Raw genomic sequence first — 24177 nt, 5'->3', positions numbered from 1 at the left:
CCCCCCGGCACGGAGAGGATCTGATGCCCGCTTACGCCTGGCGTGCGGCGGACCGCACCGGCACCAGCCGCAAGGGGATCATCGAAGCGTCCAGCCCCGCCGCGGCCCGCGCGCTGCTGCGCGAGCAGGCTTTGCTGCCGTTGTCGGTGGAGGCCGCCGCGGAGCGGGGCAGGTCGTTCGGCAGCATCGAGCTGCCCCGGCTGCGCCGCTCGGGCATCTCGTCCAAGGCGCTCGCCACCGTCACGCGCCAGATCGCCACACTCGCCGGATCGGACATCGCCATCGAGGAGGCGCTGCGCCTCGTCGCCACCCAATCCGAGCAGACGCAGGTCAGTTCACTGCTCCTCGATGTGCGTGGCGCGATCCTCGACGGACGCAGCTTTGCCGCGGCGCTCGCGCAGCATCCCAGGGCATTCCCCGAATTCTACCGCGCCTCGGTTGCGGCGGGCGAAGCTTCGGGCCGGCTGCCCGACGTGCTCAACCACCTCGCCGAGTTCGTCGAGAACCGTCAAGCGAACGGGCAGAAGCTCCAGCTCGCCTTGCTCTACCCCGCGCTGCTCGCCGCCGTGTCGTTCGGCATGATGGTGTTGCTGATGATCTATGTCGTGCCGGACATCGTCCGCGTTTTCGTCTCGCGCGGTGCCGATCTGCCGCTGCTCACGCGGATGCTGATCGCGATCAGCTGGTTCCTGCAGAATTTCGGGCTGTATCTGCTGCTCGCCCTGGCGGTGGGGGGACTGTTCGCGGCGCGCTGGATGCGCGTGGCCGCCAATCGGCTGCGGCTGCACCGGATGTTCACCGAACGCCGGCCGTTCCGCCGCTTCAGCCGCCAGATCAACGCGGCACGCTTCGCCGGGAGTCTGGCGACCCTGGTGGGAAGCGCGGTGCCTCTGGTCGAGGCGCTCCACGCGGCGGCGGCAGTGACGCCCAATCGCTGGGTGCAGGAAAAGGCGCTTGGCGTCGCCCAACGGGTGCGTGAGGGCATATCCTTGCGCGCGGCGATGCAGGAGGCGGGCGTGTTCCCGACGATGCTGGTGGCGATCGTCGCTAGCGGCGAATCGAGCGGACGACTCGCCCCGGCGCTGGGCCGCGCCGCGCACGAGCTCGAGCGCGAGCTGGATGCACTGGTTTCGACCCTCGTTTCGCTGGTCGAGCCGCTGGTTCTGCTGGTGATGGGCGGGCTCGTGCTGCTGATGGTGCTCGCGATCCTGCTGCCGATCATCAACCTCAATAATCTCGTGACGCTCTAGCCGGGACGAGCGGCCGATCAGGAATGCGTCCAAAGGGGGCTTATTTCGCGTCCGCCCCCTGGACTTGTCGCGCGACTTCGCGGCGGATCGCGGCGCGCTGGGCACCGGAATAGGCATTCAGGGGACTCTGGTAGAGCCCGCGCAGATAGCCAAGATCCCAATCCGTGAGACTGGGCGGCACCGCGCTGCCCATCGGCGCCTCGAGTACTCGCAAGATGGTGGGCGCCGCGGAATCCCCAAGTCGCGACGGGTCCATGCCGGCATAGGCGCGCATGGCGGCATAGTCCGCCACCTCGGTCGTCGTTAGCCCGGTCACCGCCCTGGTCTCGACTATCACGACGGCGGCGTCGAATTGCGGCCGTGCCGAGGGGGTCAGGCGCGACGCCGGTTCGGTCGTCCTGTTCAGGAGAAGACCGGTCGCCGGGTCGACATCGATCGGGGTGCCGCGCGCGCTGAGCGGCTGTCCGCGCAATTGCCAAGCCACGGCCGGCCCGGGTTGCGCCAGCAGCTTGCGGATTTCGCTGGGCGACATGTCGCCGAAATATTCGGGCTTCTTCTCGCGAAGCGCCTTTAGAAAGACGCGCTTGTCCGGCGTCACCACCACGACGACATTCCCGCTGCATTTCGCCTCGCCGACGCGGATGCCGGCGGCCTCGGCCACGCGCCGCATTCGCTGGATCAGGGCGCCACGCTGGGCGGGCGCGAGCCCAATGGCGGTGGGGCAGACCGATTGCTCGAAGCGGCTCAACTGGCGTTGCACCGGCGTTTCCGCCAATGCGCCGACGAAATCGCGAATTTCGCGGTCTATGCTCCGTTTGCCAGTGACGACGATCTGTTGCGTCTCGGGGGCGGCGGGCTGGTCCTGAGCGGCCGCGGACCCTGCGGCGACAAGCGCCGCAGAAAAGAGAGAGCCGCGAACGATTCCCGCTATCATGCCTTGGTCCTCCGACGTTCATCCGCGCGAACAGAATGCACGATTTCTGCTCCGACAGGAAGGCAATGGCGCATCCGATTCCCCCTGAATCCGTGCTCTCGCCGACAGCCCGAAGAGGGCAGGATCGGCACCGCTCCGGTCCTCACAAATGGTTAATGCGGCTCTCCGTCTAATAGCGGAATATCAGAGGGATAGCCGACAGGTTAGGCCGGCCTGACCGGAGAATTCCCATGATCACGCAATTCCATACAGAGCATCGCGAGATCGTCGCGCTCGCCAATCGGCTCATCAGGATCATCGATCCTGACAACCCTCCTTCGATCGAGGATCTGACCAAGGTCCGCGTCGAACTGGCGGCGAGTTCCGACGCGCATCTGGTTCGCGAAGCCAAATTCGTCGAGCGGACGTTGGGCATGCGCGACGATGTGATCGCGCAGGGAATCGGCAAGCGCTACAAAGCGGGCCTGATGGACCTGCAGCTCACGCTGGCGTCGCATACGGGCCGATGGAACCCTGTTGCGATTCGGGCCGATTGGGCCGGTTACCGCACGGCGGTCAGGGATCAGCTCGCGCTGTCGATCGAACGGATCAAATGGGAGGAGCGCGTGGTGTTTCCTCTCATCCAGCAACTCGAGCCCGGCGCCGCGGAAACGCGACCATTCGTCGAGTTCATCTAGGCGGAATCGACTTTCAGAATTTTTGGAGCGGTTCCCAAAATCCTGGCGTCACCCCGGCCCCTTCGACTGCCTGCAAGGCAGGCGCTCAGGACAGGCTAGTGCCGGGGTCCACTAAGCCTCACCGGCAGCGCTCGAGCCTCTTGTCTGGCACTTGCCTCTCGGTGGACCCCGGCACTTCGGCCGGGGTGACGGTTGCGGAGATGGCCGACCGCCTTCTCCAGCGCCCGAATGTCGATACTGCTTAACAGACACTCACGCCACGGTGCGAACCTGCGGCCTACATCTGCCCCTGGATCCGCGCGCCCGCCGGTACTCCGAGAAACGGCATCATCGTCGCCCCATCGGGCGTGACCGACAGATCGACGGCGCCGCTCTCGGAAAGCTCGAACGTCACCAATGTCCTGCGACGCTGCGCCATCGGGGCGATGCGGATCAGCGATCGATTGCCGATATGCTCGGCGGTGAGAATCAGCGCGGGGACCGCCGAGGCCGCGCCGGCGTTTTTCGGGCGGCAGCTTCCGGGATCGCTCGTCGCGTTTCCGCTGATCATCTGCGCCCCGCCGCCGATCGCGATGCGCTCCATCTCGACCTGCATCGTCAGGTCGCAAGTGAACGGCAGGTTGGGTTGTAGCGCCTGCAGCAAGCTGCCGTCGGCCGAGCCGCTGACCTTGTCGAGCACCGTGCGCCCGCCGAGATGCGCCAGAAGACGTCCTCCGAGATCGGTGTTCGGGCCCGTCGCCTTCCAGTCCGCGGAATAAGCGAGGCTGGTGAGCGAGCGAAGCGGCGCCATCTGCCACTCGAACTTCGCGCCACCGGCGACGCCGACCTCGCCGTTCCACACCGTCCCCGCCACGCCGGTGCGCCACGGCCGGTTCTTGAGCACTGCGCTGGCCGGAAGCGTGACGATCAAGGCGAGCAGATAGGCCCCTATGCCGAGCGCGGCGAAGACGATAATACGCCGGCGTGCCACACCCCCCCTATCCGGAGTCGGCAATGGACCGGCGGTCCCTGCTGAGGTTGCTGCAATCAGGCCTGGTCGCGTCAGCGGCATCGGTCGTGCTTCCCTCGCATGCTCTCGCAACAGCCGAGAAGAAGGACAAGCGCCCTGTCGCCCTGCTGGTGCCGCTCACGGGACCGCGAGCGCGGCTGGGCCTTAGCATGCGGCAGGCGGCGTTGCTCGCGGAAAACAGCCAATATGTCCTGACCTTCGACACCGGCGGGACTGCCGCGGGAGCGGCCGCCGCAGCGGGGCAGGCGCTGCGCAGCAAGCCCGCCCTGATCCTCGGGCCGCTATCGGCCGAGGAAGTTCCGGCGGTGACCAGCACCGTTGCGGGCCGCGTGCCGATCATCGCGTTCAGCAACGATGCGGTGCTGCGCGCGCCGGGCACGTACATCTTCGGGATCACCGCGCGGCAGTTGACCAGCGCGATCCTGCGCTACGCCCGCTCGCGCGGAGTGAAGAATGTCGCGGTGATCGACGACGGCAGCCCGTGGAGCGCCGCGGCATCGCTGGCGGCGGGCCAGCTCGAAGGCGAGCTCGGTCTGCGGCTGCGCGTGCTCGAAGTGAAAGCGGGGCAACCGCTTCCCGCTCCCGGCGAGGCGCCCGACGCGGTGCTGATCCCGGGCAGCGGTCCGGCAGTGCTCGCCGCCGCGCGCGGGCTCAAGGATAGCGGTGTCCAGCTGCTCGGCACGCTGCAGGGCATCGACAATCGGCCCGAAGCGCTGGAGGCGCTGAACGGCGCGTGGATCGCCAGCCCGGACCCGGCGGCGTTCGGCACCTTTGCGAGCGAGTTCGCCGCGCGCAACGGCGGCGAGGCCGGGACGATCACGGCCCTCGCTTATGACGCGGCGGGGATCGCCAATGCATTGCGCAACGCCAATACGCTGAACGCCGCGGGGCTGCTCGACAGCAAGGGCTTCCGCTGCGTGACCGGTCCTGTGCGCTTCCGCACCGATGGATCGGTCGCGCGCGATTTCGCGATCCTCGTGGCCCGGCCGCACGGCTACGAACCGGTGGCGGTGAGCTCGGGGTCGTGAAAACCTCTTGCGGGATGCGGCACCGGCCCGCTCCCCCACATGATCCTGCCGTTGGGAGGCCGGGTGGAGGAGCGGGCCGGTGCCGACCTTCCCACGAAGAATCCGGCTTCACGCTGATCGAGCTGATGATCTCGCTCGGACTGTTCGCGCTGATCGCGGTGGCCGGGCTCGCGCTGGTCGAGGGCATCATCAATGTCCAGGGGCGCACCGAAAAGCGGTTCGATCGGCTCGCCGATCTGCAGCGCACGATGTTCGTCGTCTCCAGCGATGTCGAGCAGATCGCCACCGGACCGATTTCCGGGAGCGGCGCCACTATCTCCTTCACTCGCTCGGCGCCCGGAATGGGCGGCGCTGCGGTGCCGCTGCGCTACGGCGTGACGGGCGGCGCGCTGGTGCGCATCGTCGGGCCGGCGCCGCAGCTCGTGCTGGCGGGGGTGGCGAGTGCGCGCTGGCGCTTCTGGGATGGGGCGTGGGTCGATCGCTGGCCCATGAAGGAAGCGGACAAGGACCGCTGGCCGCGCGCAGTGGCGCTCGAGATGCAGGTCGCCGGGCCGGGCGGCGCGCCGGGGTCGCTGCGCCGCGTGATCGCGCTGCCGGCACGGCCCGAGGAGAAGAAACAGTGACGCGGCGGCGCGACGAAGAGGGGATGATCCTCGTCAATGTGCTGATGTTCGTCGCGATTGCGGCGGGGCTCGTGCTGCTGATGATCAACCGCGAGGAACTGGCGCTCGATCGTGGCCTGCGCACGCGCGAGGCGGCCCGCGCGCTGGCGATCGTGCGTGGCGGCGAGCTCTCGGCGGTGGTGGCACTGCGCCGCGATGCCGAGCAATCGCCCGAAGTCGATCATGTCGGCGAGCCTTGGGCCAAGCTATCGGAGAGCGGCGCCCCGATCGAGGGCGGCAGCTTCGACCTCGCGATCGCCGATGCCGAGGGCCGTTTCAACATCAATTCGGTGCGCACGGGTGAGGTCGCATCGACGGTCCTGTTCCAGGCGATCGGCAACGACGTGGGTCTGAAGCCCGAGCAGATCGTCGCCGCAGTCGAATATGTGCGGCTGAGGGGGCCGATCACCGATCTGCGTCCGCTGCGGCTGACTGGCATCGAGCCCAAGGTGGCGGACCGGCTGGAGAGACTGGTGACTGCGCTGCCGGGGACGACCTCGCTCAACCTCAACGCCGCCAATCAGGAGATGCTGGCCTTGCTGTTCCGCGATCCGCTGATCGCCGAACGCCTCGTCGCGATACGCGATCGACAGGGCTTCCTTACCGGGAAGGACCTGACCGATCAGAATGTGTCCTTGCCTTGGGGCACGTCCTTCCGCTCGAACACCTTCTGGGTGCGCACCCGCGCGACGATCGGAGGCACGAGCCAGCAGGCGGCGACCCTGATCCAGCGGCGACGGGCGCCGGACGGCGCGGTCGAGGTCGTCCCCGTCGAGCGCTGGCGCAATGCCGCGGTGCCGCCGGGCGCACCGCCTCTGCCGGTGGCGAAGGGCTAAAGCACGATCCGGAACAGCGCGCCGCCGTCCGGCGCGTCAGTGACTTCGATCGCCCCGCCGTGCGCGATGACGATCTGGCGGGCGAGATTGAGGCCCACGCCGGTGCCCGCGGCGCGCGTGGTGAAGAAAGGCAGAAACACGTCCTGCCGCAGGCTCTCGGGTACCCCCGGGCCATTGTCCTCGACTTCGATCACCGTCGCCTGCCCGTGGCCCGACAGGCGCAGCGTCAGTCGCGGCTGATCGGTCGCGTGCATCGCCTGCACCGCGTTCTGCATCAGGTTGATCACCACCTGCGCCAGCAGATCGGGATCGGCGTCGAGCGCGAGGTGATCGGGAGCGACGGCGACCGAAAGCGGCACCTCGGGCGCTTTTGCCGCGAAGATCCGGGCGAGCTCGTCCGCCCAGGGGCGCGCCGTGAAGGTCTGGCGCTTGATCTCGGGAGTCTGTGCCACCGCGCGATAGGCTTCGATGAAGTTGCTCAGCCCTTGCGCGCGCCGGGCGAGCGTCTCGACCGCCACGCGCGCATCGTTGACGCGCGGATCGGAGGAGAGATCCGGGTCAGCCAGCAGATCGGCCGCAGTCGCGGCGAGCGAAGTGACCGGCGTCAGCGAATTGAGGATCTCATGGGTCAGCACGCGGACGAGATCGGTCTGCGCCGCCATTTCGACGGCGTCGAGCGTCCCCTGGATCGGCTGAACGCTGATCGCGCGGGTGCGCTGGCCCAGCCGTTCGAGCGTCGCCGCGCGCACCAGCATCCGCTGCGGGCGTCCCGCGATATTGAGAATCAATAGCTCTTCACCTTGCGAACTGTTCGCAAGGCGCCGGGCGAAGGTTGCGCCGTAGACTGCGAAATCTCCGGGCAGCGTCCCGTGCTCGTCGGTGAATAGCCGTCGCGCCGCCTTGTTGGCGAGGGTGATATGACCATCCGGGCTCACCGTCAGCACCGCGACCGGCATATCGTCGACCAGAGCATCGAGATAACGCAACTCGCCTGCGACCCGGTCCTGTCCGGCACGGAAGCGGCCCAGCGCCTCGTTGAGCGATTCGCCTAGTTCGCCGAACCCCGCGCCGCCCTGCGCGTCGAACTGGAGCGCGGTATCTCCGAACTTGAGCGCCTCGAGGAAGCGCGCGACCGTCCGGTTGGTGCGTGTGACGTGTCGCCACAACCCCGCGAAGGTTGCCGCGGCGATTCCGATCGCGACGATCCGCGCCGCGCCGAGCCCGGGGGTCGCGAACGCTGCGATGCACGCCAGCAGCACCGCCACCAGCGCTCCGATCCAGGCGATCAGCCCGATCGTGAAGCGCTGGTCAAAGCCCATGCTTCTCCATTCGCCGATAGAGTGCGGCGCGCGACAGCCCCAGCTCGTGCGCGGCGAGCGAGATGTTGTAGCCGTGCTTCTTGAGTGCTTCCTCGACCAGCCGGCGCTCGACGCGCTCTAGGTTGAGATCGTCCGCCGGCCGCGGTGCCACCACCGCCGAGGGGGCGATCCGCGGCGCCCCCGAAACCAGCGCGAAATCCTCGGGCTCCAGCGGCACGTCGCGCGCGAGGATCACCGCGCGTTCGAGCGCATGGCGGAGCGCGCGGACGTTGCCCGGCCAATCGTGGCTGAGCAAAGCGGTGCGCGCCGCAGCGCTCAGCTGAGGGTGGGGGCGGCCATAGCGCTTTGCATAATGATCGAGAAAATGCTCGATCAGCTCGGGCACGTCCTCCAGCCGTTCGCGGAGCGGCGGCAAATCGATCTCGACGGTGTTCAGCCGGAACAGCAGATCCTGCCGGAAATGGCTCTCGTCGCGCAATTTCTCGGGCGGCAAATTGGTCGCGGCGATCACGCGGATGTCGACCGGGACCGGCTTGTTGGCGCCGACCGGGGTGACCTGGCGCTGCTCCAGCACGGTCAGCAATTTGGGCTGGAGCCGCAACGGCAGGTTGCCGATCTCGTCGAGGAACAGGGTCCCGCCATCCGCCGCCTGGATACGTCCGACGCGGTCGGCACGCGCGTCGGTGAAGGCGCCCTTCACATGGCCGAACAATTCGGAATCGATCAGGTCCTCGGACACCGCGCCGAGATCCACCGTCAGCATCACGTCGTTCGCGCGCAGCGACTGCCGATGGAGCTCGCGTGCGACCAGCTCCTTGCCGGTACCGTTCTCGCCGAGCACCAGGACATTGGCATCGGTCGGTGCTGCACGGGAGATCAGCGAATGCACGCGCGCCATTGCGGGCGACTGGCCGAGCAGCGCCGAGCCGGCGACCACCGAGGAAGCCGGGACCGGCACCGCTCCACCGGCCACTGCCGCCTTGCGCGATCGCCGTAGCGAGGCCGCGGTGCGCACCGTCGCGAGCAATTTGTCGTTGGACCAGGGCTTGGAGACGAAATCGGTCGCGCCGCGCTTCATCGCCGCCACCGCCACCTGCACCCCGGCATGCGCAGTGATCATCACCACCACCATCTCGGGATCCATGCCGAGCAGCTTCTCGAGCCAGGCGAGGCCCTCGGCCGCGTCGGTCGCGCCGCGCGCGAAATTGGCGTCGAGCAGTACCACGTCGGGCGTGCGTGCCTGGATGAGCGGGAACGCCTCGTCGGGACTGCGGACGGTGGCGACATCACCGAACAGCCGGCGCAGCAACAGCCGCGACGCCATCAGGATGTCGTCGTCGTCGTCGATCACGACGCAATAATCGAATTCGGGCCCGCTCCCCATGCCGTCCACTCCCGTACAGCGGCTGTTCGGTACCGGACAATCAATTTGCGTGCCAAGGGCCGATCGCCGTCGCCGTTCGTCGCAAAGTCGCGGAAATGCGCGGTTGGCACGGCTCCTGCTGAGCGTCCCGCCAGAATCACGGAACGGGGATCATGCAGGTGTTTGGCAACCGGAGCGGAAAACTGGCGAGAAACGCCGTGCTGCTGGCCGCGCTCGTCTGTGCGGCGCTGGCATTCGCAGGCAAACCGCAGGCGATGCTCGACGTCGCGGTGCGCGAGAACAGCGGACACGCACTGCTCCGGCTCGGCTTTGCGTCGATCAGCCTGGCGTTCGATTTCGGACAGAAGTGTCCGAATTCGAACGCTTGTACGGGCGCGATCCTGTGATCAGTCTCGCAACCTGCCTCCGCACCGGGCTTGGCACGGGGGTTGCTAAGTCATGACCATGGGTGTCGTTCGGATGCAGAAGAATATGGGGGACCGTCCGGTAACCGGCAGCGGCATGGACGAAGTCGTCGAGACGCGGAAGCTCTCGACGAGGGTCAAGATCGCGATCGGCGGGGCGGTGGTGCTGGTGGCGGCGTTGCTGTTCTGGTGGTTCGCGCCTTCGGGCTCCAGCCAGACGGTCGGGGCGGATCATGTCACCATCTCGACGGTGACGAAGGGCACATTCGACGATTTCATTCCGCTCCGCGCCCGGGTCACGCCCCTGCTCACCGTCTATATCGATGCCGTCGAGGGCGGGCGTGTCGAGAAGATGCTGGTCGAGGACGGCGCGACCGTCGCCCAAGGCCAGCCGATCGCGTTGCTCTCGAACGCCGAGCTCCAGCTCTCGACTCTCGCGCGCCAGACCGAAGTCGAGCAGCAGATCAACAATATGCGCAGCCAGGAACTCGCGCTCGCCCAGACCCGGCTCTCGAACGAGCGCGCAGTGCTCGCGGCCGAAACGGTCAATGACAAGGCGCGCCGCCAATATGAGCGCGAGAAGCCGCTTGCCGCGAAGGGCTTCGTCTCCGCCAAGCAGTTCGCCGATACCCAGGCCGACTACGAGCTCAGTCAGCGCACCCTTGCAGCGTTGAAGCGCAGCCAGGCCACCGACGCCCGGCTGCAGACCAGCCAGCTCTCGCAGCAGCAGGCCGCGGCGCAATCGATGCAATCGGGCCTTTCGATTGCCCGGGCGAACCTCGATGCGCTCCAGTTGCGCGCGCCGGTCGCTGGCCAGCTCTCGGGCTTTTCGGTGCAGGTCGGCCAGTCGCTCCAGCGCGGCGAGCGCGTCGGACAGATCGACAGCCCCGGCCGCAACAAGCTGATCGCCGGGGTCGACGAATTCTATCTCGGCCGCGTCCAGCTCCAGCAGAAGGCGAGCCTCGATTTCGGCGGCAAGCGCTATGACGCCAAGGTCACCAAAATCTACCCGCAGGTGCAGAACGGCCAGTTCCAGGTCGACCTGCAGTTCGTCGGGGCCGAACCTGCCAATATCCAGCGCGGCCAGACGATGCAGGCGCGGCTGACGCTGGGCGACCCCACGCCCGCGCTGCTCGTTCCCAATGGCGCATTCTACAACGAGACCGGCGGCAACTGGATCTTCGTCGTCACGCCCGACGGCGGCAGCGCAGTGAAGCGCCAGGTCCGCCTCGGCCGCCGCAACGCCGAATTCATCGAAGTGCTTGAGGGGCTCGAGGCCGGCGAGAAGGTGCTGACCTCACCCTATACCGGCTACACCGACAAGACGCGCCTGGACCTGACCAAATAATTCCAATGAAAGGGATTTTCATGCTGACGATGCGCGAACTCTCCAAGGTCTACCGAACCGACACGGTCCAGACGACCGCGCTCGACGCGATCGATCTCGACATCGCCGAGGGCGAGTTCGTCGCGATCATGGGGCCTTCGGGTTGCGGCAAATCGACTCTGCTCAACATGATCGGGATGCTCGATAGCCCGTCGAGCGGCTCCTACGTGTTCAACGGCAAGGAAGTCGCCGGCCTCTCCGAGAGCAAGCTTGCCGACGTCCGGAAAGAGAGCATCGGCTTCATCTTCCAGAGCTTCAACCTGGTCGACGAGCTGTCGGTGCGCGACAATGTAGAGCTGGCATTGCTCTATCACAATGTCTCGGCCTCGGAGCGCAAGCGCCGGGTCGATGAAGTGATGGACAAGGTCGGCATCGCGCACCGCGCGAAGCATCGGCCTAGCCAGCTCTCGGGTGGCCAGCAGCAGCGCGTCGCTGTGGCACGCGCGCTCGTCGCCAGCCCCAAGCTGATCCTCGCCGACGAGCCGACCGGCAACCTCGATACGCATCACGGCGAGGAAGTGATGCGGATGCTGCAGACTTTGAACGGCGAAGGATCGACCATCGTCATGGTCACACACTCGCCCGCGCACGCCGATTATGCCGGGCGGATCGTCTCGATGCTCGACGGCCGCATTTTGCAGGAACGCCGCCGGGCGGCGTGAAGAGGTCGCCCTCTCCCCGCTTCCGGGGAGAGGGCTGGGAGAGGAGCAGTGGCCGACCCTCGCGCCACGCTCCTCTCCCTCCCCCCAAATGAGGGGGAGGGGAGCAGCAAGGGGATGCCGAATGTGGCGTAACTATCTGACGACTGCGCTGCGGCTGCTGGCCCGCAACCGCATCTATGCCGGGATCAATATCGGCGGGCTGGCGCTGGGGCTGGCGGCGTGCCTGCTGATCCTCAATTATGTGCGCTACGAGAGCAGCTATGACGCCTGGCTGCCCGACAGCGGGCGCATCTATCAGGTCCAGACGAAGTTCAACTTGCCGGGCCAGCCGGCGCGGAACGTTCAGATGAGCCCGTTCATCGTCTACGAGAAGCTGCCCGGCGGCTTCGCGCAGGTCGAGGCGGTGACCTCGCTCGCGCCCGGCAAGACCGTCACCGAGCGCGACGGCCAGCCGGCCTTCATCGATGCGGCTACGGTCGACGCCAACTTTTTCGACGTGCTCGGCCTTCCCTTCGCGCAGGGCGGGGCGGCGACCGCGCTTCCCGACACGAATTCCATCGTGCTCACCGAGAGCGAGGCGATCCGCCATTTCGGCACCGCGGACGCGCTGGGCAAGCAGCTGAGCCTCGGTGCCGGACCGGGCAAACGCGATTATCGCGTCACCGGCGTGCTGCGCGATCTGCCGCGCAATACCAGCCTGCGCCTGAGCCTGCTTTTCCGCCGCGACCTCGGCGCGATCCCCCTTGAGCAGCGCGGTTGGAGCAATTTCAACCAGCAGCATTACGTCAAGCTGCGCCGCGCCGCCGACGCCGCTTCGATCAACGCGGGCCTTCCGGGCTGGGAGAAGCGCAATATCCTCGGTATGTCGGACGCCGTCGATCTCAAGCTGGTGCCGCTGGCCGATGTCCATCTCGGCACCACACAGGACTCGGCGCTGACCCCAGGCGGCGATCCGCGCGCGCTCGCCACCTTCGCCGTGGTCGCCTTGCTCACGCTGGCGATGGCGGTGATGAACTTCGTCAACCTGTCGACCGCGCGCGCAACCCAGCGCGCCCGCGAAGTGGCGCTGCGGAAGGTGCTCGGCGCCTCGCGCGGCCAGTTGATCGTGCAATTCCTCGGCGAGAGCGTCGTGATGGCGGGCGTTGCGATGCTGTTCGCGCTGACTATTGTCGAGCTGGCGACGCCGTGGATTAGCGCGGCGATCGGCGCGGGCATCCGCATCGCCTATCTCGGGCCTGCGGGCATGCTGCTTCCCGCGCTGGGGCTGTTCCTCGCGACCGGCCTGCTCGGCGGGCTCTACCCGGCCTTCTATCTCAGCCGCTTCCGTCCCGCAGACGTACTGCGCGCCAACAAATCCTCGGTCGAGACGCCGGGCAATGGCCGTTTCCGCACTGGGCTGGTGATAATCCAGTTCGCGATCGCGATCGGCCTAATCGCCTCGACTTGGGTGATCTTCTCGCAGACGCGCTATGTCGAAACGGTCGACCCCGGCTATCGCCGGGACGGGCTGATCCAGATCGTCAATGCGTGGCGCTTCGCCAAGGGCAGCGAGTACGACGCCGCCCATACCGCGATGACCGCAATTCCCGGTGTCACCGGTACCACGCGGATTTCGATCCCGCTCGCTTCCGACATGCGGCCGGTATGGCTGGTGAAGCCCCCCGGCGCTGAGGAATATCAGTCGCTTAGCTATTATGGCGTCGATGCCGAATATCTTCAGACGACCGGCATCGACCTGCTCGCCGGTCGCCGGTTCGACGATCGCATCGCGCTCGATCGGGTTCCGGCCGGCGATGATCAGGCGCGCGCCGTGCGGGGCGTCAACATCGTGATCAACCGCGCCGCGGCGCGTAAGCTCGGCTTCCGCACCCCGCAGGCGGCTATCGGGCAAACGGTGCGGGCGATGCGCGGTGGCCCTCTGGTCCCCTCGACGATCGTCGGCGTGGTCGAGGACATGCGCTTTCGCAGCGCGCGCGAGGCCATTGAGCCGGCTTTCTATTCCGTCGATCCGGACGCGACCGAGGTGGTGCTGGTCCGCTTCGTCGCAGCGCGTCCGGGCGAGGTGATGGCGGCGTTGAACAAGATCTGGCGCAAGTTCGAGCCCGAGATCCCGTTCGAGGCGCGCTTCGTCGACGATATCGCGCACGAGCTCTACGCCGCCGATCGCGCACGGGGCATGTTGTTCGCCGGCTTCTCGGCGCTGGCGGTGCTGATCGCCTGTCTCGGGCTCTACAGTCTTGCCTCGTTCGCGACGGAACGGCGGACCAAAGAGATCGGCATCCGCAAGGTGCTCGGCGCCAAGGTGCGCGACATCGTGCGCCTGCTGGTCTGGCAATTCTCGCGGCCGGTGGTGCTCGCTAATCTGATCGCCTGGCCGGCGGCGTGGTGGGCGATGCGCGACTGGCTCAACGGCTTCGATATCCGCATCGCGCTGACTCCCACGCCGTTCGCGCTCGCCGGGTTGCTCGCGCTCGCCATCGCGATCGCCACTGTCGCGGGCCAATCGCTGCGGGTCGCCCGCACCAATCCCATCCACGCGCTTCGCTACGAGTAGGAACCAGACCATGTGGCGCAATTATGTGACCGTAGGCCTGAGGGCCCTGGCCAAGAACAAGGTCTATGCCTTCATCAACATCTTCGGCCTGTCGCTGGGCATCGCCGCGTGCCTGCTGATCCTCACCTTCGTGCGCTACGAATTCAGCTATGACAGCTGGCTTCCGGGCGCGAAGGATGCCTACCAGCTCCAGGATTTCTACAAGCCGACCGAGCGGGGCGGCGAGGAGATGAAGCTCCAGGTGACGAGCTTCGTTTCGGGTACCGCCCTCGAGAAGGACTTCCCGCAGATCGAGCAGCGCGTTTACATCACGAGCCAAGGAATGATCTTCCTCCAGAATGGCCGGGCGGTGCGCCCCGAAAACGCCTATTTCGCCGACGGCAACATCTTCGACGTCCTGCAGGCGCCGTTCGTCGCGGGCGATCGCACCCACGCGCTCGACGATCCGCACGCGCTGGTGCTCAGCGAGAGCGAGGCCAAAGCGCGCTTCGGCAACGTCAATCCGATAGGCAGGACGATCGCAGTGATGACGGACGAGATTCGCGAGGATTATCGCGTGACCGGAATCTTCAAGGATTTTCCGCGCAATAGCCATTTGCGGCCAAACGTCGTCGCCCGGTTCAATCCGCAGACCTATTTCGCCAAGAATCCCACTTTCCTCACCTCGTGGAACTCGCAGGGAGGCGTGGTTTACGTAAAGCTCAAGCCGGGCACCGACGTGAACACGATCATGTCGCAGATGCCGGCGTGGGAGAAGCGCAATATTCCAGACACTCCCGGCGATACGGGGCCGCTGAGGAACCCCGGCACGTATCAGGATTACCGCCTGACCAACATTCGCGACATTCACCTCGGCGAGGCGCAGAACGGGGCCTCGACACCGGGCAGCGACAAGCAGACCATCCTCACCTTCGCCGTGGTCGCGCTGATGATTCTCGGCATGGCCTGCATCAACTTCACCAATCTTGCGACGGCGCGGGCCTCGCAGCGCGCGCGCGAAGTGGCACTGCGCAAGGTACTCGGCGCGACTCGCCGACAGCTCGTCGTCCAGTTCATCGGCGAGTCTATTCTGGTCTCCGCCATCGCCACTTTGGTCGCGCTTGCGCTGGCCGAGCTGGCTTTGCCGCTGCTCAACGGCTTCCTCGATGCGGAGATGCAGATCCGCTATCTCGGCAGCCAGGGCATCCTGCTCCCGATAGTGGTCCTTGCGATTCTCGTCGGCCTCGCCGGCGGGGTCTATCCGGCGCTCTATCTGTCGCGCTTCCAGCCGGCGCGCGTGCTCAAGGCCAACAAGTCAGCCGCCGATGCCGAGGGCAATGGACGGCTGCGCAACCTGCTGGTGGTCGGCCAATTCGCTGTGTCGATCGGGCTGATCATCTGCACGGCCGTGGTCTATTCGCAGACCATCTACGCGCGGACGACGGATGCGGGCTATCGCCGCGAAGGCCTTATCCAGATCAACGGCATCGCGGCGCCGCAAGCCGAAGCAGTTGCGGCGACGATGCGCGAGGAGATCCGAAAGATTCCCGGCGTCACGGCCGTCGCCCGCACGTCGATCGGAGTCAATCCGGGCAACAATTCGATTACCGATGCGCGGCTGCCCGGGCAGACCAGTACGATCAACCTCGGCGTCTATGGAATCGAACCCGGCGTCATGGACTCGCTGGGAATGAAGCTGCTCGCCGGGCGGAACTTCTCCGAAGCCAATGCCATGGACGATTCGACGACGCCGTACCCGGTCGACATTGCCGCGGAAAAAGCGTTCGTCGCGCGCGGCACCAACGTCATTCTCTCCGAATCCGCCACGAAGCGGCTCGGCTTCAAGAGCGCGCAGGAAGCGATCGGTAAGCCGATGCAGGTCGGCTTCACTGTGCCCGAGGCGGGCAATTGGGTGCCAGCGACAATCGTCGGGGTGGTTGCCGACGTGCGCTACCGCACCGTTCGCGAACCCCTCCAGCCGATCGTCTATTTCTATCAGACGCGCGGCTATAACCGCCTGCTGGTGCGCGCCAGCGGCGATATGAAGCCCATCCGCGATCAGATCGAAGCGATCTGGAAGCGGCTCGTCCCCGAGCTTCCCTTCACCGCACAATATGTCACCGAGATCGTCCACAACCTCTACAATCGCGACGAGACCCGCGCCCAGCTGTTCGGGATGTTCGCGATCCTCGCCGCGATGATCGGCTGCCTCGGGCTGTTCGGGCTCGCCGCGTTCACCGCCGAGCGACGCACCAAGGAGATCGGCATCCGCAAGGTGCTGGGCGCACGCACGCGGGACATCGTGCGGCTGCTGGTGTGGCAATTCAGCAGGCCGGTGCTGATCGCGAACCTGATCGCGTGGCCGGTGGCTTGGTGGGTGATGCGCGACTGGCTCAACCAGTTCGACATCCGCGTCAGCCTGACGCCCACCCCGTTCGTCCTTGCGGGATTGCTGGCGCTGCTGATCGCCATCGGAACGATCGGCGCGCACGCCTTCCGCGTCGCGCGCACCAATCCGGTCCATGCTCTGCGCTACGAGTAGGCGCGTCAGCTCAGGGCATGGTCCGGGCGGGCGAGGGGGCAACCCCTCGCCCGCTTCACATGCGGCTGCGGCGGATATGGATCCGGATCGAGTGATCAGGAGACCGCGGTTCGGCCTTTGCCTCGCGGGATTTCCTCGGCGATATCATTCGATTCTGAAAATTTGGTCGGGAAGAGAGGATTCGAACCTCCGGCCCCTGCCTCCCGAAGACAGTGCTCTACCAGGCTGAGCTACTCCCCGACGGAGTATCGATTCAGCGCCTTCGATGGGCGAACCGATGCTGGAGCGGCGCCTATAACCATGGCGCTTGAGTCGCGCAAGCGTCCAAGATCACGGATTTCTGGCGGCGAGCAATGCATCGATGCTGGTGAATTTCTCGCGCGGGGATCCTTCGCGCGCCGCGGCATTTTCGGCTGCCTCGATCTTCTGCCAGTCGCGGAAGGTCACGACCTCGACGCCGCGCCCGGCGAGCAATGCGTCGAGGCCGACGCGCCCCTGCTTTCCCGCACCGTCGCCGATATCGGCGGCGATCTTGTCGGCGATGGCGAAGCCGTCGGGACGATTGGTGCCGATCGTTCCGGTCGGCCCGCGACGGGCCCAGCCGACTGCGTAGAGTCCGGGCAGCACACGCCCCTCGTCATTGGCGAAGCGGCCGGAGCGATCGTCATAGGGCACGCCTTCGATCGGCGGCGTGCGATAGCCGATGCAGCTCACCACCAGGCTGGCGGGCACCGTATAGCGCTCGCCGGTGCCGTTGGCGCGGCCCTCGGCGTCGAGCGCGGTACGTTCGACCACGACGCGCTCGGCCCTGCCGTCGCCTTCGATCGCGACGGGCATCGCGAAGAAATCGAAGACGATGCGGATCGGCTTGTCCGCGCCGTTGGCGCCGCTGAAATTGCGCAGGTGCATGACCGATTTGCGCTGGCCGGGATCGAGCAGCGAATCGGTGTCGAGGGGAGGGAGGTCGACCGGATCGACGATCGGCCGCGCGCGCTCGAGCTCGCCGAGCTCGCCGAGTTCCTTGGGCGTCATCGCGATCTGGTGCGGGCCGCGGCGGCCGAGGAGCGTGATGGTGTCGATATGGGCGCCCTGCAGCGCCGTGAACGCATGACCGACGATGTCGGAGCCGACGAACTCCTCACTGGTCTTGGCGAGGATCCGCGCGACGTCTAGCGCGACGTTGCCGTTGCCGATCACCACCGCGGGGCCGGTGAGCGGCGGCGCGAGATCGGCATAATCGGGATGGCCGTTATACCAGCCGACAAACGCCGCTGAGCCCACGACGCCGGGTAGCTCGGCACCGGGGATGTCGAGCTTGCGGTCGTGCGGTGCGCCGGTGGCTAGCACCACGGCGTCGTAGAGTGCGCGCAGCTCGTCGATCGATATGTCCTGGCCGATGGTGACATTGCCGACGAAGCGGACATTGTCGGTGAGCGCGACGGCTTCGTAGCGTCGCGATACGCCCTTGATCGATTGGTGATCAGGGGCGACGCCGGTGCGGATCAGCCCGAAGGGCACCGGCAGGCGATCGATGATGTCGACCCGCACACTCTCCCCGAACGCCTTCTGGCAAGCTTCGGCAGTGTAATAGCCGGCCGGCCCGGAGCCGATCACCGCGATGTGACGCATACTGCCCTCTCGCATTTTGGGACAGCCTAGCGCGACAATTCCGCAGGGCAACCCACTCGACCCCTGCGCGAAGTTGCTGCTAGGCATGCGCCGGTGAGCCCGATCGAAGCCGCCGCCACCCTGTTCGGGCTGATCAACGTGACGCTGGTGGTCCGGCGGAGCATGTGGAACTACCCGTTCGCGCTGGCGATGGTGTCGCTCTACGCGTGGATATTCTTCCATCAGAAGCTCTACAGCGATGCGCTGCTCCAGCTCTTCTACATCGCCGTGAACCTCTATGGCTGGTGGAATTGGACCCGTTCGCGTGTCCGAACCGGCGAAGTGCGCATCGAGCAGCTGGGGAATGCCGCCCGGCTGGTCTGGTTCGCGGGCTGCGTCGCCGCGTCGGCCGCATGGGGCGCGCTGATGCACCGCTACACCGATGCCGCCTTTCCCTGGTGGGACGGCAGCATCGCAATGTTCAGCATCGCCGCGCAGATCCTCCAGTCGCGCCGCAAATGGGAAAGCTGGGTGCTGTGGATCCTCGTCGATCTGGCCGCGGTGCCGCTGTTCGCCCTCAAGGGGCTCTGGCCTACCGCGGGGCTGTATGTCGTTTTCCTCGCCCTGTCGGTCTGGGGCCTGATCCAGTGGAACAAAGCCAAAGCATGATCCCGCGTACCATCTGCCTTCACGGCCCCGAAAGCGTGGGAAAGACGACGATCGCCAGGCGATTGGCCGAGCATTTCGGCGGCGAGATGCTCGACGAATATGGTCGCGACTATGCCGAGGCGAACGGCATCATGTTCACGATGCGCGACCTGATCGAGATCGCGCAGAACCACGATGCCGGCGCCCGCATGCTGCTGGCACAGGGCGCGGACCCGCTGATCCTCGACACCGATCCGCTGATGACTGCGGTGTGGGCGGACATGTTGTTCGCGAAGCGCGATCCGTGGTTCGACGCCTGGGACAACACTGCGGACCTGTATCTGCTGTTCGACATCGACTTGCCGTGGATCAAGGACGGCACGCGGATGTTCGGCACCGAGACGCTCCGCCGCCGTTTCTTCGAGCTGTCCAAGGCCGAGCTCGAGCGCCGTGGCGTGCGCTGGGCGCTGATCGGCGGGCAAAGCGAGGCGCGGTTCGAGGCTGCGCTCGCGGCGATCGCGGCGTATCGGCCCTAAGGTCGGCGCGCACCCCCTTCGCATCGCGCGTCGCCCCTGCTAGGGCCGCGCGATCATGGCGACCGAACTTTCCAAGATCCGCAACTTTTCGATCATAGCGCATATCGATCACGGCAAATCGACCCTGGCCGACCGGCTGATCCAGCGCACCGGCGGGCTCTCCGAACGCGAGATGTCCTCCCAAGTCCTTGATAACATGGACATCGAGAAGGAGCGGGGGATCACGATCAAGGCGCAGACCGTGCGCCTCGACTGGAAGGGGTACGTCCTCAACCTGATGGACACGCCCGGGCATGTCGACTTCGCATACGAAGTGAGCCGCAGCCTCGCCGCGTGCGAGGGCGCGCTGCTCGTCGTCGATGCCGCGCAGGGGGTCGAGGCGCAGACGCTCGCCAATGTCTATCAGTCGATCGAGCACGATCACGAGATCATCCCGGTGATCAACAAGATCGACCTGCCCAGCGCCGAGCCGGAGAAGGTCCGCAACGAGATCGAGGAGATCATCGGCCTCGACGCGAGCAACGCCGTCCTCGCCAGCGCCAAATCGGGGATCGGCATCGACGAGATCCTCGACGCGATCGTCGAGCGCATCCCGGCGCCCACGGGCGATGCCGACGCGCCGCTCAAGGCGATGCTCGTCGACAGTTGGTACGATCCATATCTGGGCGTCGTCATCCTCGTCCGGGTGATCGACGGCACGATTCGGAAGGGCCAGCAGATCAAGTTCATGGCCGCAGGCACGACGCATCTGATCGACCGCGTCGGCGCCTTCCGCCCCAAGATCGAGCAGCTCCCCGACCTCGGCCCCGGCGAGATCGGCTTCATCACCGCGCAGATCAAGGAAGTCGCGCAGGCGCGCGTCGGCGACACGCTCACCGACGCCAAGCGCCCGACCCCGGAGGCGCTCCCCGGCTTCAAGGAAGTCCAGCCGGTCGTCTTCTGCGGGCTGTTCCCGGTCGACGCCGCCGACTTCGAGAAGCTCCGCGAGAGCATCTCCAAGCTGCGCCTCAACGATGCTTCGTTCTCGTTCGAGATGGAAACCAGCGCCGCGCTCGGCTTCGGCTTCCGCTGCGGCTTTCTCGGCCTGCTCCACCTCGAGATCATCCAGGAGCGGCTCTCCAGAGAATATGATCTCGACCTGATCACCACTGCCCCCTCGGTGGTCTACAAGATGCGCCTGACCAAGGCCGCGGGCGAGGCCGAGGGCAGGTCGATCGAGCTCCACAACCCCGCCGACATGCCCGATCCCAACCGGATCGAGGAAATCGAGGAGCCGTGGATCAAGGCAGTGATCTACGTCCCCGACGAATATCTCGGCTCCATCCTCAAGCTCTGCCAGGACCGCCGCGGCATCCAGAAGGACCTGACCTATGTCGGCGGCCGCGCGCAGCTCACCTACGAGCTGCCGCTCAACGAAGTCGTGTTCGATTTCTACGACCGGCTCAAGAGCATCAGCCGCGGCTATGCGAGCTTCGATTACGAGCAGATCGGCCATCGCCCGGGCGACCTCGTCAAGATGGGCATCCTCGTCAACAACGAGCCCGTCGACGCGCTCTCGATGATCGTCCACCGCTCGACCGCCGAGAGCCGCGGCCGCGGCATGTGCGAGCGATTGAAGGACCTGATCCCGCGCCACCTGTTCAAGATCCCGATCCAGGCGGCGATCGGCGGCAAGGTGATCGCGCGCGAGACGATCGCGGCGATGCGCAAGGACGTGACCGCCAAATGCTATGGCGGCGACGCCACGCGCAAGCGCAAGCTGCTGGAGAAGCAGAAAGAGGGCAAGAAGCGCATGCGGGAGTACGGCAGCGTCCAGATCCCGCAAGAGGCGTTCATCGCGGCGCTGCGGATGGGCGAGGAGTGAGGCCTGCCCGGCTTACGCACTGAATGTGGGTGGGAAAGCTGTCATTGCCGCCAGTTCTCCCTCTCCCCTAAAGGGGAGAGGGGAAGTGCGGCAAAGTCGTGGTTCTTGCCCCTCTCCCGGCTCGCTTCGCTTGCCACCCTCTCCCCTAAAGGGGAGAGGGAATGAACGTCCGCAACTGCGTCGTCAGCGCACATTCAGCGCCGCTGGCCCGACGGTGCCGGTAGCGGTGCGGAACGCTCCGCCGCGCGGGGGTGCCCCGGCGCGCCTTGGCGTGGATCGGCGGAAGCGTGCTGCGCAAGCAGCCGCGCCATTCGGCGTATGGAACACATGATACAACCCTCCCCGCATTCTTCATCGCGGCAGGGGCACAATCCCCGGATCGCCGCCATGTTCCGAACAATCGAGGTTAACCCGCTGGAACGCAGGGAGCTTTGCTGTTGAGCCGATAGTGAGTCCTCTGCTCGGCGCGGCCTCCTCCGTTGGAGGAAGTCGTGTCGCTTGGGCCCGCTGCTTACAAGGTTTCATTTCTCTAGCCCGTCGGTCGAATCGCCGCGTTCTTCCGGCACCCACAAATCTTCGCTTTCAAGCCCGCTCTCCAGCTCGCCGGCATATCCTGCGGGATTCTCGACCTCGCCCGCACTGACATAGGATTCGTCGGGATCGTCCTCGAGCGGGAGGGTGCGCTGGCGTTCGGCGCAGGCTTCGAGCGCGGCCAGGATATCGGCCTCGGCCTGAGGATCGAGCGCGACGCCGTCGAAGGCGGCGAGTGTAGCCGCAGCGATATCGCATCGCTCGGCGGCGGCGGGGCCTGCCGGGGCGGTCATGGTGGTCCGCAGCGTGGTGGTGGAGGCCTGGGCATGGGTGAGCGCCGCCTGTGGCTGTTGCCCTTCCACCAGAGGCTGCGCCGCCGCGTCGGCGCCGGCGCTCGCCTTGCTGCTGAAATAGTTGATCGTCACGCGCTTGCCCTGCGCGTCCTGCCCGTAATGGCGCAGGCAGAACATCAGCAGCCGGTCGCTTTTCACCCGCCGATAGCCGAGCAGCTTGCCGCCGACGAAGACGGGGACGAGCTGGCCATTCATCGCGCGATCGAAAGCCTCGTCCTTGAGGCGCTGGACGCCCATGTCGAGCGCCGCCTCCCATGCGCGACGGAACTCGTGCGCCTGAGGGTGGCGGCGCAGCAGATAGGCGCCGACCGTCGTCATGTTGACCATGCGACATGCGGTGGAGACCGAGCCGGTCTCGGCGAGCGCTTCGATGAAAGCGCGCTGGCGCTGGGGCGTCCAGCCATCGTGGCGAGCGCAGGTGCGGGGGACCGGAACAAAGTCCGGGAGCGGCGCGCGTTCGTCGCGCGGGACGGGGACACGGTTCTTCATTTGCGGGAATATAACCAAAAAGGTTCATAAATGAAAGAAAAATGTTCCATTCATGTTCCAAGAGTTAGGCGGCGAACGTTCGCCCGCAAATCCATGACGCTCGCGCGCAGGGATCGGGCGGAGTGCCGGCGCGCGGCTATGAGTCGGCGCCAAACCAGGGGAGGGGAACATGCGCGCACGCGACGCGATCGACACCGATGCGCTGGCTTATGGCGCGGGGGCGATCGGAATGGGGGCGGTGGGGCTCGCCTTCGCCGACTTCGCACTGCAATGGCAGCCGGTGCCGCCGGCGCTGGCGGGTAATGTGCCGCTGGCGATCGCGAGCGCGCTGGTGCTGATCGCGGGCGGCGCGCTGGCGGTGATGCGGCGGACGGCTTTCTGGGGCGCGGCCCTGCTGGGGGCGTGGTTCGGGCTATGGGCGATCGGGCTGCACCTGCCGATCGTGCTGCGGACGCCGGCGGGCGGTCTGGTCGGCGAACTGCTCGGGCTGTGCGAGATCGCTGCGATGAGTGCGGGCGGCGCGCAGCTGGCGCTGGCCGCGCGCGGCGGTGGCGTGCCGGGCTGGGTGCGGATACTGCCGCGAACGGGGTTCGGGCTGTGTGCGATCGTCTTCGCGATCAGCCACTTCGTCTATGCCGATATCACCGCGGCGATGGTGCCGGGCTGGATCCCGGGCGGATTGTTCTGGGCCTATGCCACGGGCGCGGGGCATCTCGCGGCGGGGCTGGCGATCCTGAGCGGGATCCGGCTGCGGCTCGCGGCGACCCTGCTCGCGGCGATGGCGGGGAGCTTCGTGCTGCTGGTGCACGTGCCGCGGATCGCGGCGGCGCCGGGGAGCCATCTCGAATGGACGATGGGCTGCGCGGCGCTGCTGATCGCGGGCTCCGCCTGGGCGATGCGGACGGCAGCGAAATAGCGCGGCTCAGGCGAAGGCGGCGCGGAGCTCCGCCATGCGCGCGTCGATGGGGTCGAGGCGGCGTTGGTCCTCAGGGCTGAACAAGGGGAGGACGTCCATTCCCGGCTCCCAATAACGATCGGTGATGTCGCCGCGGGCGGCGACCAGTGCGATATATTCGCGCACCGCCGCGCTGTCCCCGTCGGGGGCCATGATGTTGCGGCGAAAGGTGGCGGGATCGTAGGGCGCCGAGGGATCGGGCAGGAACAGGATGCGAGAAGGATCGCCGGCCTGCGGCGTGACGTCGAGCAGGTCGCCGTCGGGCGTGTGCCAGACGGCGTGATGCTCGGCTTCGAACCAGCGGCCCGGCCAGTGCCAGATCGCCCAGCCATAGACCGCCGATCCGCCGTGGCGCAGCGCCTGCGCGACCGAATTGTCGAAGCAGTAAGCGGGTTTGGCGCCGCGGACCGGCTCGACGCGGACGTAGAGCGGCGGCTCGGGCGAGATCGTGGCGCAGAAAGCGCGGGTGGCCGAATCGATCTGTTCCGGGGGACCGAGGATCATGGTTCAGCGCTAGCCCGGGTGCGCGGCGGCGTCCATGCGGACGGCTTTACGAAATCGAAGGT

At 66.6% G+C, this 24177-nt stretch carries 21 protein-coding genes and 1 tRNA gene; 14 read left to right on the top strand and 8 right to left on the bottom strand.

Features of this window, described 5'->3' with window-relative positions:
* The first annotated feature begins 23 nt into the window (after positions 1-23).
* Positions 24-1250, top strand: coding sequence for a type II secretion system F family protein (locus tag BR78_RS0105885; RefSeq protein ID WP_029935641.1), 1227 nt, complete (start codon positions 24-26; stop codon positions 1248-1250).
* Positions 1251-1290: 40 nt separating this feature from the next.
* On the opposite strand, the gene BR78_RS0105880 is transcribed toward BR78_RS0105885, so the two are convergent.
* Positions 1291-2184, bottom strand: coding sequence for a hypothetical protein (locus BR78_RS0105880; RefSeq protein ID WP_029935638.1), 894 nt, complete (start codon positions 2182-2184; stop codon positions 1291-1293).
* A 230-nt stretch (positions 2185-2414) separates the two neighbouring features.
* On the opposite strand from BR78_RS0105880, the gene BR78_RS0105875 reads away from it, so the two are divergent.
* Positions 2415-2861 carry a hemerythrin domain-containing protein gene (locus BR78_RS0105875; RefSeq protein WP_029935636.1) on the top strand — a complete coding sequence of 149 codons (447 nt, stop codon included), beginning with the start codon at positions 2415-2417 and terminating at the stop codon, positions 2859-2861.
* Positions 2862-3138: 277 nt separating this feature from the next.
* Here the strand turns inward: BR78_RS0105875 and BR78_RS0105870 are convergent, their stop codons facing one another.
* A complete protein-coding gene (locus tag BR78_RS0105870; protein ID WP_231478168.1) occupies positions 3139-3831 on the bottom strand; it encodes a hypothetical protein in 693 nt (230 codons plus the stop codon).
* A 23-nt stretch (positions 3832-3854) separates the two neighbouring features.
* Between BR78_RS0105870 and BR78_RS0105865 the strand changes: the two genes are divergently transcribed.
* Genes BR78_RS0105865 through BR78_RS0105855 form a run of 3 tightly spaced genes read left to right on the top strand, consistent with a single transcriptional unit; the run spans position 3855 to position 6396 of the window.
* A complete protein-coding gene (locus tag BR78_RS0105865; RefSeq protein WP_029935632.1) occupies positions 3855-4898 on the top strand; it encodes an ABC transporter substrate-binding protein in 1044 nt (347 codons plus the stop codon).
* 14 nt (positions 4899-4912) lie between these two features.
* On the top strand, positions 4913-5521 hold the full coding sequence (locus BR78_RS0105860; protein ID WP_081855617.1) for a type II secretion system protein GspJ: 609 nt from the start codon (positions 4913-4915) through the stop codon (positions 5519-5521).
* On the top strand, positions 5518-6396 hold the full coding sequence (locus tag BR78_RS0105855) for a general secretion pathway protein GspK (protein WP_037565986.1): 879 nt from the start codon (positions 5518-5520) through the stop codon (positions 6394-6396). The genes BR78_RS0105860 and BR78_RS0105855 overlap by 4 nt, the downstream gene beginning before the upstream one ends.
* On the opposite strand, the gene BR78_RS0105850 is transcribed toward BR78_RS0105855, so the two are convergent.
* Both BR78_RS0105850 and BR78_RS0105845 read right to left on the bottom strand, forming a co-directional pair.
* Positions 6393-7715: a sensor histidine kinase gene (locus BR78_RS0105850; RefSeq protein ID WP_029935626.1), complete on the bottom strand. Its 1323-nt coding sequence runs from the start codon at positions 7713-7715 to the stop codon at positions 6393-6395. The two genes, BR78_RS0105855 and BR78_RS0105850, sit on opposite strands and share 4 nt — an antisense overlap.
* Positions 7705-9099, bottom strand: a complete 1395-nt coding sequence (locus tag BR78_RS0105845; protein WP_029935625.1) for a sigma-54-dependent transcriptional regulator — start codon at positions 9097-9099, stop codon at positions 7705-7707. Before BR78_RS0105845 ends, BR78_RS0105850 begins: the two co-directional genes overlap by 11 nt.
* Before the next feature lie 152 nt (positions 9100-9251).
* Between BR78_RS0105845 and BR78_RS0105840 the strand changes: the two genes are divergently transcribed.
* From BR78_RS0105840 to BR78_RS0105820, 5 genes are all read left to right on the top strand, one after another.
* A complete protein-coding gene (locus BR78_RS0105840) occupies positions 9252-9485 on the top strand; it encodes a hypothetical protein (RefSeq protein ID WP_029935623.1) in 234 nt (77 codons plus the stop codon).
* 58 nt (positions 9486-9543) lie between these two features.
* Complete coding sequence (locus tag BR78_RS0105835; protein WP_029935621.1) at positions 9544-10851, top strand: efflux RND transporter periplasmic adaptor subunit; 1308 nt, start codon at positions 9544-9546, stop codon at positions 10849-10851.
* A gap of 20 nt (positions 10852-10871) precedes the next feature.
* Positions 10872-11552, top strand: a complete 681-nt coding sequence (locus BR78_RS0105830; protein WP_029935620.1) for an ABC transporter ATP-binding protein — start codon at positions 10872-10874, stop codon at positions 11550-11552.
* Positions 11553-11673: 121 nt separating this feature from the next.
* Complete coding sequence (locus BR78_RS0105825; protein ID WP_029935618.1) at positions 11674-14106, top strand: ABC transporter permease; 2433 nt, start codon at positions 11674-11676, stop codon at positions 14104-14106.
* 10 nt (positions 14107-14116) lie between these two features.
* Positions 14117-16627 carry an ABC transporter permease gene (locus BR78_RS0105820; RefSeq protein WP_029935616.1) on the top strand — a complete coding sequence of 837 codons (2511 nt, stop codon included), beginning with the start codon at positions 14117-14119 and terminating at the stop codon, positions 16625-16627.
* 163 nt (positions 16628-16790) lie between these two features.
* Here BR78_RS0105820 and BR78_RS0105815 read toward each other — a convergent pair.
* Positions 16791-16867 (bottom strand) — tRNA-Pro (locus BR78_RS0105815).
* Positions 16868-16957: 90 nt separating this feature from the next.
* Positions 16958-18256: an FAD-dependent oxidoreductase gene (locus tag BR78_RS0105810; RefSeq protein ID WP_029935613.1), complete on the bottom strand. Its 1299-nt coding sequence runs from the start codon at positions 18254-18256 to the stop codon at positions 16958-16960.
* Between the two features lie 93 nt (positions 18257-18349).
* On the opposite strand from BR78_RS0105810, the gene pnuC reads away from it, so the two are divergent.
* The 3 genes from pnuC to lepA are packed head-to-tail and all read left to right on the top strand — an operon-like array spanning position 18350 to position 21283.
* Positions 18350-18904 carry a nicotinamide riboside transporter PnuC gene (gene pnuC / locus BR78_RS0105805; RefSeq protein ID WP_029935612.1) on the top strand — a complete coding sequence of 185 codons (555 nt, stop codon included), beginning with the start codon at positions 18350-18352 and terminating at the stop codon, positions 18902-18904.
* Positions 18901-19419 carry an AAA family ATPase gene (locus BR78_RS0105800; RefSeq protein ID WP_029935609.1) on the top strand — a complete coding sequence of 173 codons (519 nt, stop codon included), beginning with the start codon at positions 18901-18903 and terminating at the stop codon, positions 19417-19419. Before pnuC ends, BR78_RS0105800 begins: the two co-directional genes overlap by 4 nt.
* A 55-nt stretch (positions 19420-19474) precedes the next feature.
* A complete protein-coding gene (gene lepA, locus BR78_RS0105795) occupies positions 19475-21283 on the top strand; it encodes a translation elongation factor 4 (RefSeq protein ID WP_029935607.1) in 1809 nt (602 codons plus the stop codon).
* A gap of 521 nt (positions 21284-21804) precedes the next feature.
* Here lepA and BR78_RS20865 read toward each other — a convergent pair.
* Positions 21805-22656, bottom strand: a complete 852-nt coding sequence (locus BR78_RS20865) for a hypothetical protein (RefSeq protein ID WP_051683204.1) — start codon at positions 22654-22656, stop codon at positions 21805-21807.
* 169 nt (positions 22657-22825) lie between these two features.
* Here BR78_RS20865 and BR78_RS20860 point away from each other — a divergent pair, with 169 nt between their 5' ends.
* Positions 22826-23572 carry a DoxX family membrane protein gene (locus BR78_RS20860; protein WP_051683203.1) on the top strand — a complete coding sequence of 249 codons (747 nt, stop codon included), beginning with the start codon at positions 22826-22828 and terminating at the stop codon, positions 23570-23572.
* Positions 23573-23578: 6 nt separating this feature from the next.
* Here the strand turns inward: BR78_RS20860 and BR78_RS20855 are convergent, their stop codons facing one another.
* On the bottom strand, positions 23579-24115 hold the full coding sequence (locus BR78_RS20855) for a hypothetical protein (protein WP_051683202.1): 537 nt from the start codon (positions 24113-24115) through the stop codon (positions 23579-23581).
* Positions 24116-24177 lie beyond the last annotated feature (62 nt).

The organism is Sphingomonas sp. UNC305MFCol5.2 (genome assembly GCF_000712135.1).
Taxonomy (GTDB): domain Bacteria; phylum Pseudomonadota; class Alphaproteobacteria; order Sphingomonadales; family Sphingomonadaceae; genus Sphingomonas.
This window is presented reverse-complemented; position numbering and strand designations above follow the sequence as displayed.

What these genes read in the sequence shown, in the direction of transcription:
- BR78_RS0105860 (WP_081855617.1), top strand. Translation starts at nt 4,913, where the DNA reads ATGCGGCACCGGCCCGCTCCCCCACATGATCCTGCCGTTGGGAGGCCG.
- BR78_RS0105830 (WP_029935620.1), top strand. Translation starts at nt 10,872, where the DNA reads ATGCTGACGATGCGCGAACTCTCCAAGGTCTACCGAACCGACACGGTC.
- BR78_RS0105835 (WP_029935621.1), top strand. Translation starts at nt 9,544, where the DNA reads ATGGGTGTCGTTCGGATGCAGAAGAATATGGGGGACCGTCCGGTAACC.
- BR78_RS0105885 (WP_029935641.1), top strand. Translation starts at nt 24, where the DNA reads ATGCCCGCTTACGCCTGGCGTGCGGCGGACCGCACCGGCACCAGCCGC.
- lepA (WP_029935607.1), top strand. Translation starts at nt 19,475, where the DNA reads ATGGCGACCGAACTTTCCAAGATCCGCAACTTTTCGATCATAGCGCAT.
- BR78_RS0105865 (WP_029935632.1), top strand. Translation starts at nt 3,855, where the DNA reads ATGGACCGGCGGTCCCTGCTGAGGTTGCTGCAATCAGGCCTGGTCGCG.
- BR78_RS0105845 (WP_029935625.1), bottom strand. Translation starts at nt 9,099, where the DNA reads ATGGGGAGCGGGCCCGAATTCGATTATTGCGTCGTGATCGACGACGAC.
- BR78_RS0105875 (WP_029935636.1), top strand. Translation starts at nt 2,415, where the DNA reads ATGATCACGCAATTCCATACAGAGCATCGCGAGATCGTCGCGCTCGCC.
- BR78_RS0105800 (WP_029935609.1), top strand. Translation starts at nt 18,901, where the DNA reads ATGATCCCGCGTACCATCTGCCTTCACGGCCCCGAAAGCGTGGGAAAG.
- BR78_RS20855 (WP_051683202.1), bottom strand. Translation starts at nt 24,115, where the DNA reads ATGATCCTCGGTCCCCCGGAACAGATCGATTCGGCCACCCGCGCTTTC.
- BR78_RS0105820 (WP_029935616.1), top strand. Translation starts at nt 14,117, where the DNA reads ATGTGGCGCAATTATGTGACCGTAGGCCTGAGGGCCCTGGCCAAGAAC.
- BR78_RS0105810 (WP_029935613.1), bottom strand. Translation starts at nt 18,256, where the DNA reads ATGCGTCACATCGCGGTGATCGGCTCCGGGCCGGCCGGCTATTACACT.
- BR78_RS20860 (WP_051683203.1), top strand. Translation starts at nt 22,826, where the DNA reads ATGCGCGCACGCGACGCGATCGACACCGATGCGCTGGCTTATGGCGCG.
- BR78_RS0105850 (WP_029935626.1), bottom strand. Translation starts at nt 7,715, where the DNA reads ATGGGCTTTGACCAGCGCTTCACGATCGGGCTGATCGCCTGGATCGGA.
- BR78_RS20865 (WP_051683204.1), bottom strand. Translation starts at nt 22,656, where the DNA reads ATGAAGAACCGTGTCCCCGTCCCGCGCGACGAACGCGCGCCGCTCCCG.
- BR78_RS0105880 (WP_029935638.1), bottom strand. Translation starts at nt 2,184, where the DNA reads ATGATAGCGGGAATCGTTCGCGGCTCTCTCTTTTCTGCGGCGCTTGTC.
- BR78_RS0105840 (WP_029935623.1), top strand. Translation starts at nt 9,252, where the DNA reads ATGCAGGTGTTTGGCAACCGGAGCGGAAAACTGGCGAGAAACGCCGTG.
- BR78_RS0105825 (WP_029935618.1), top strand. Translation starts at nt 11,674, where the DNA reads ATGTGGCGTAACTATCTGACGACTGCGCTGCGGCTGCTGGCCCGCAAC.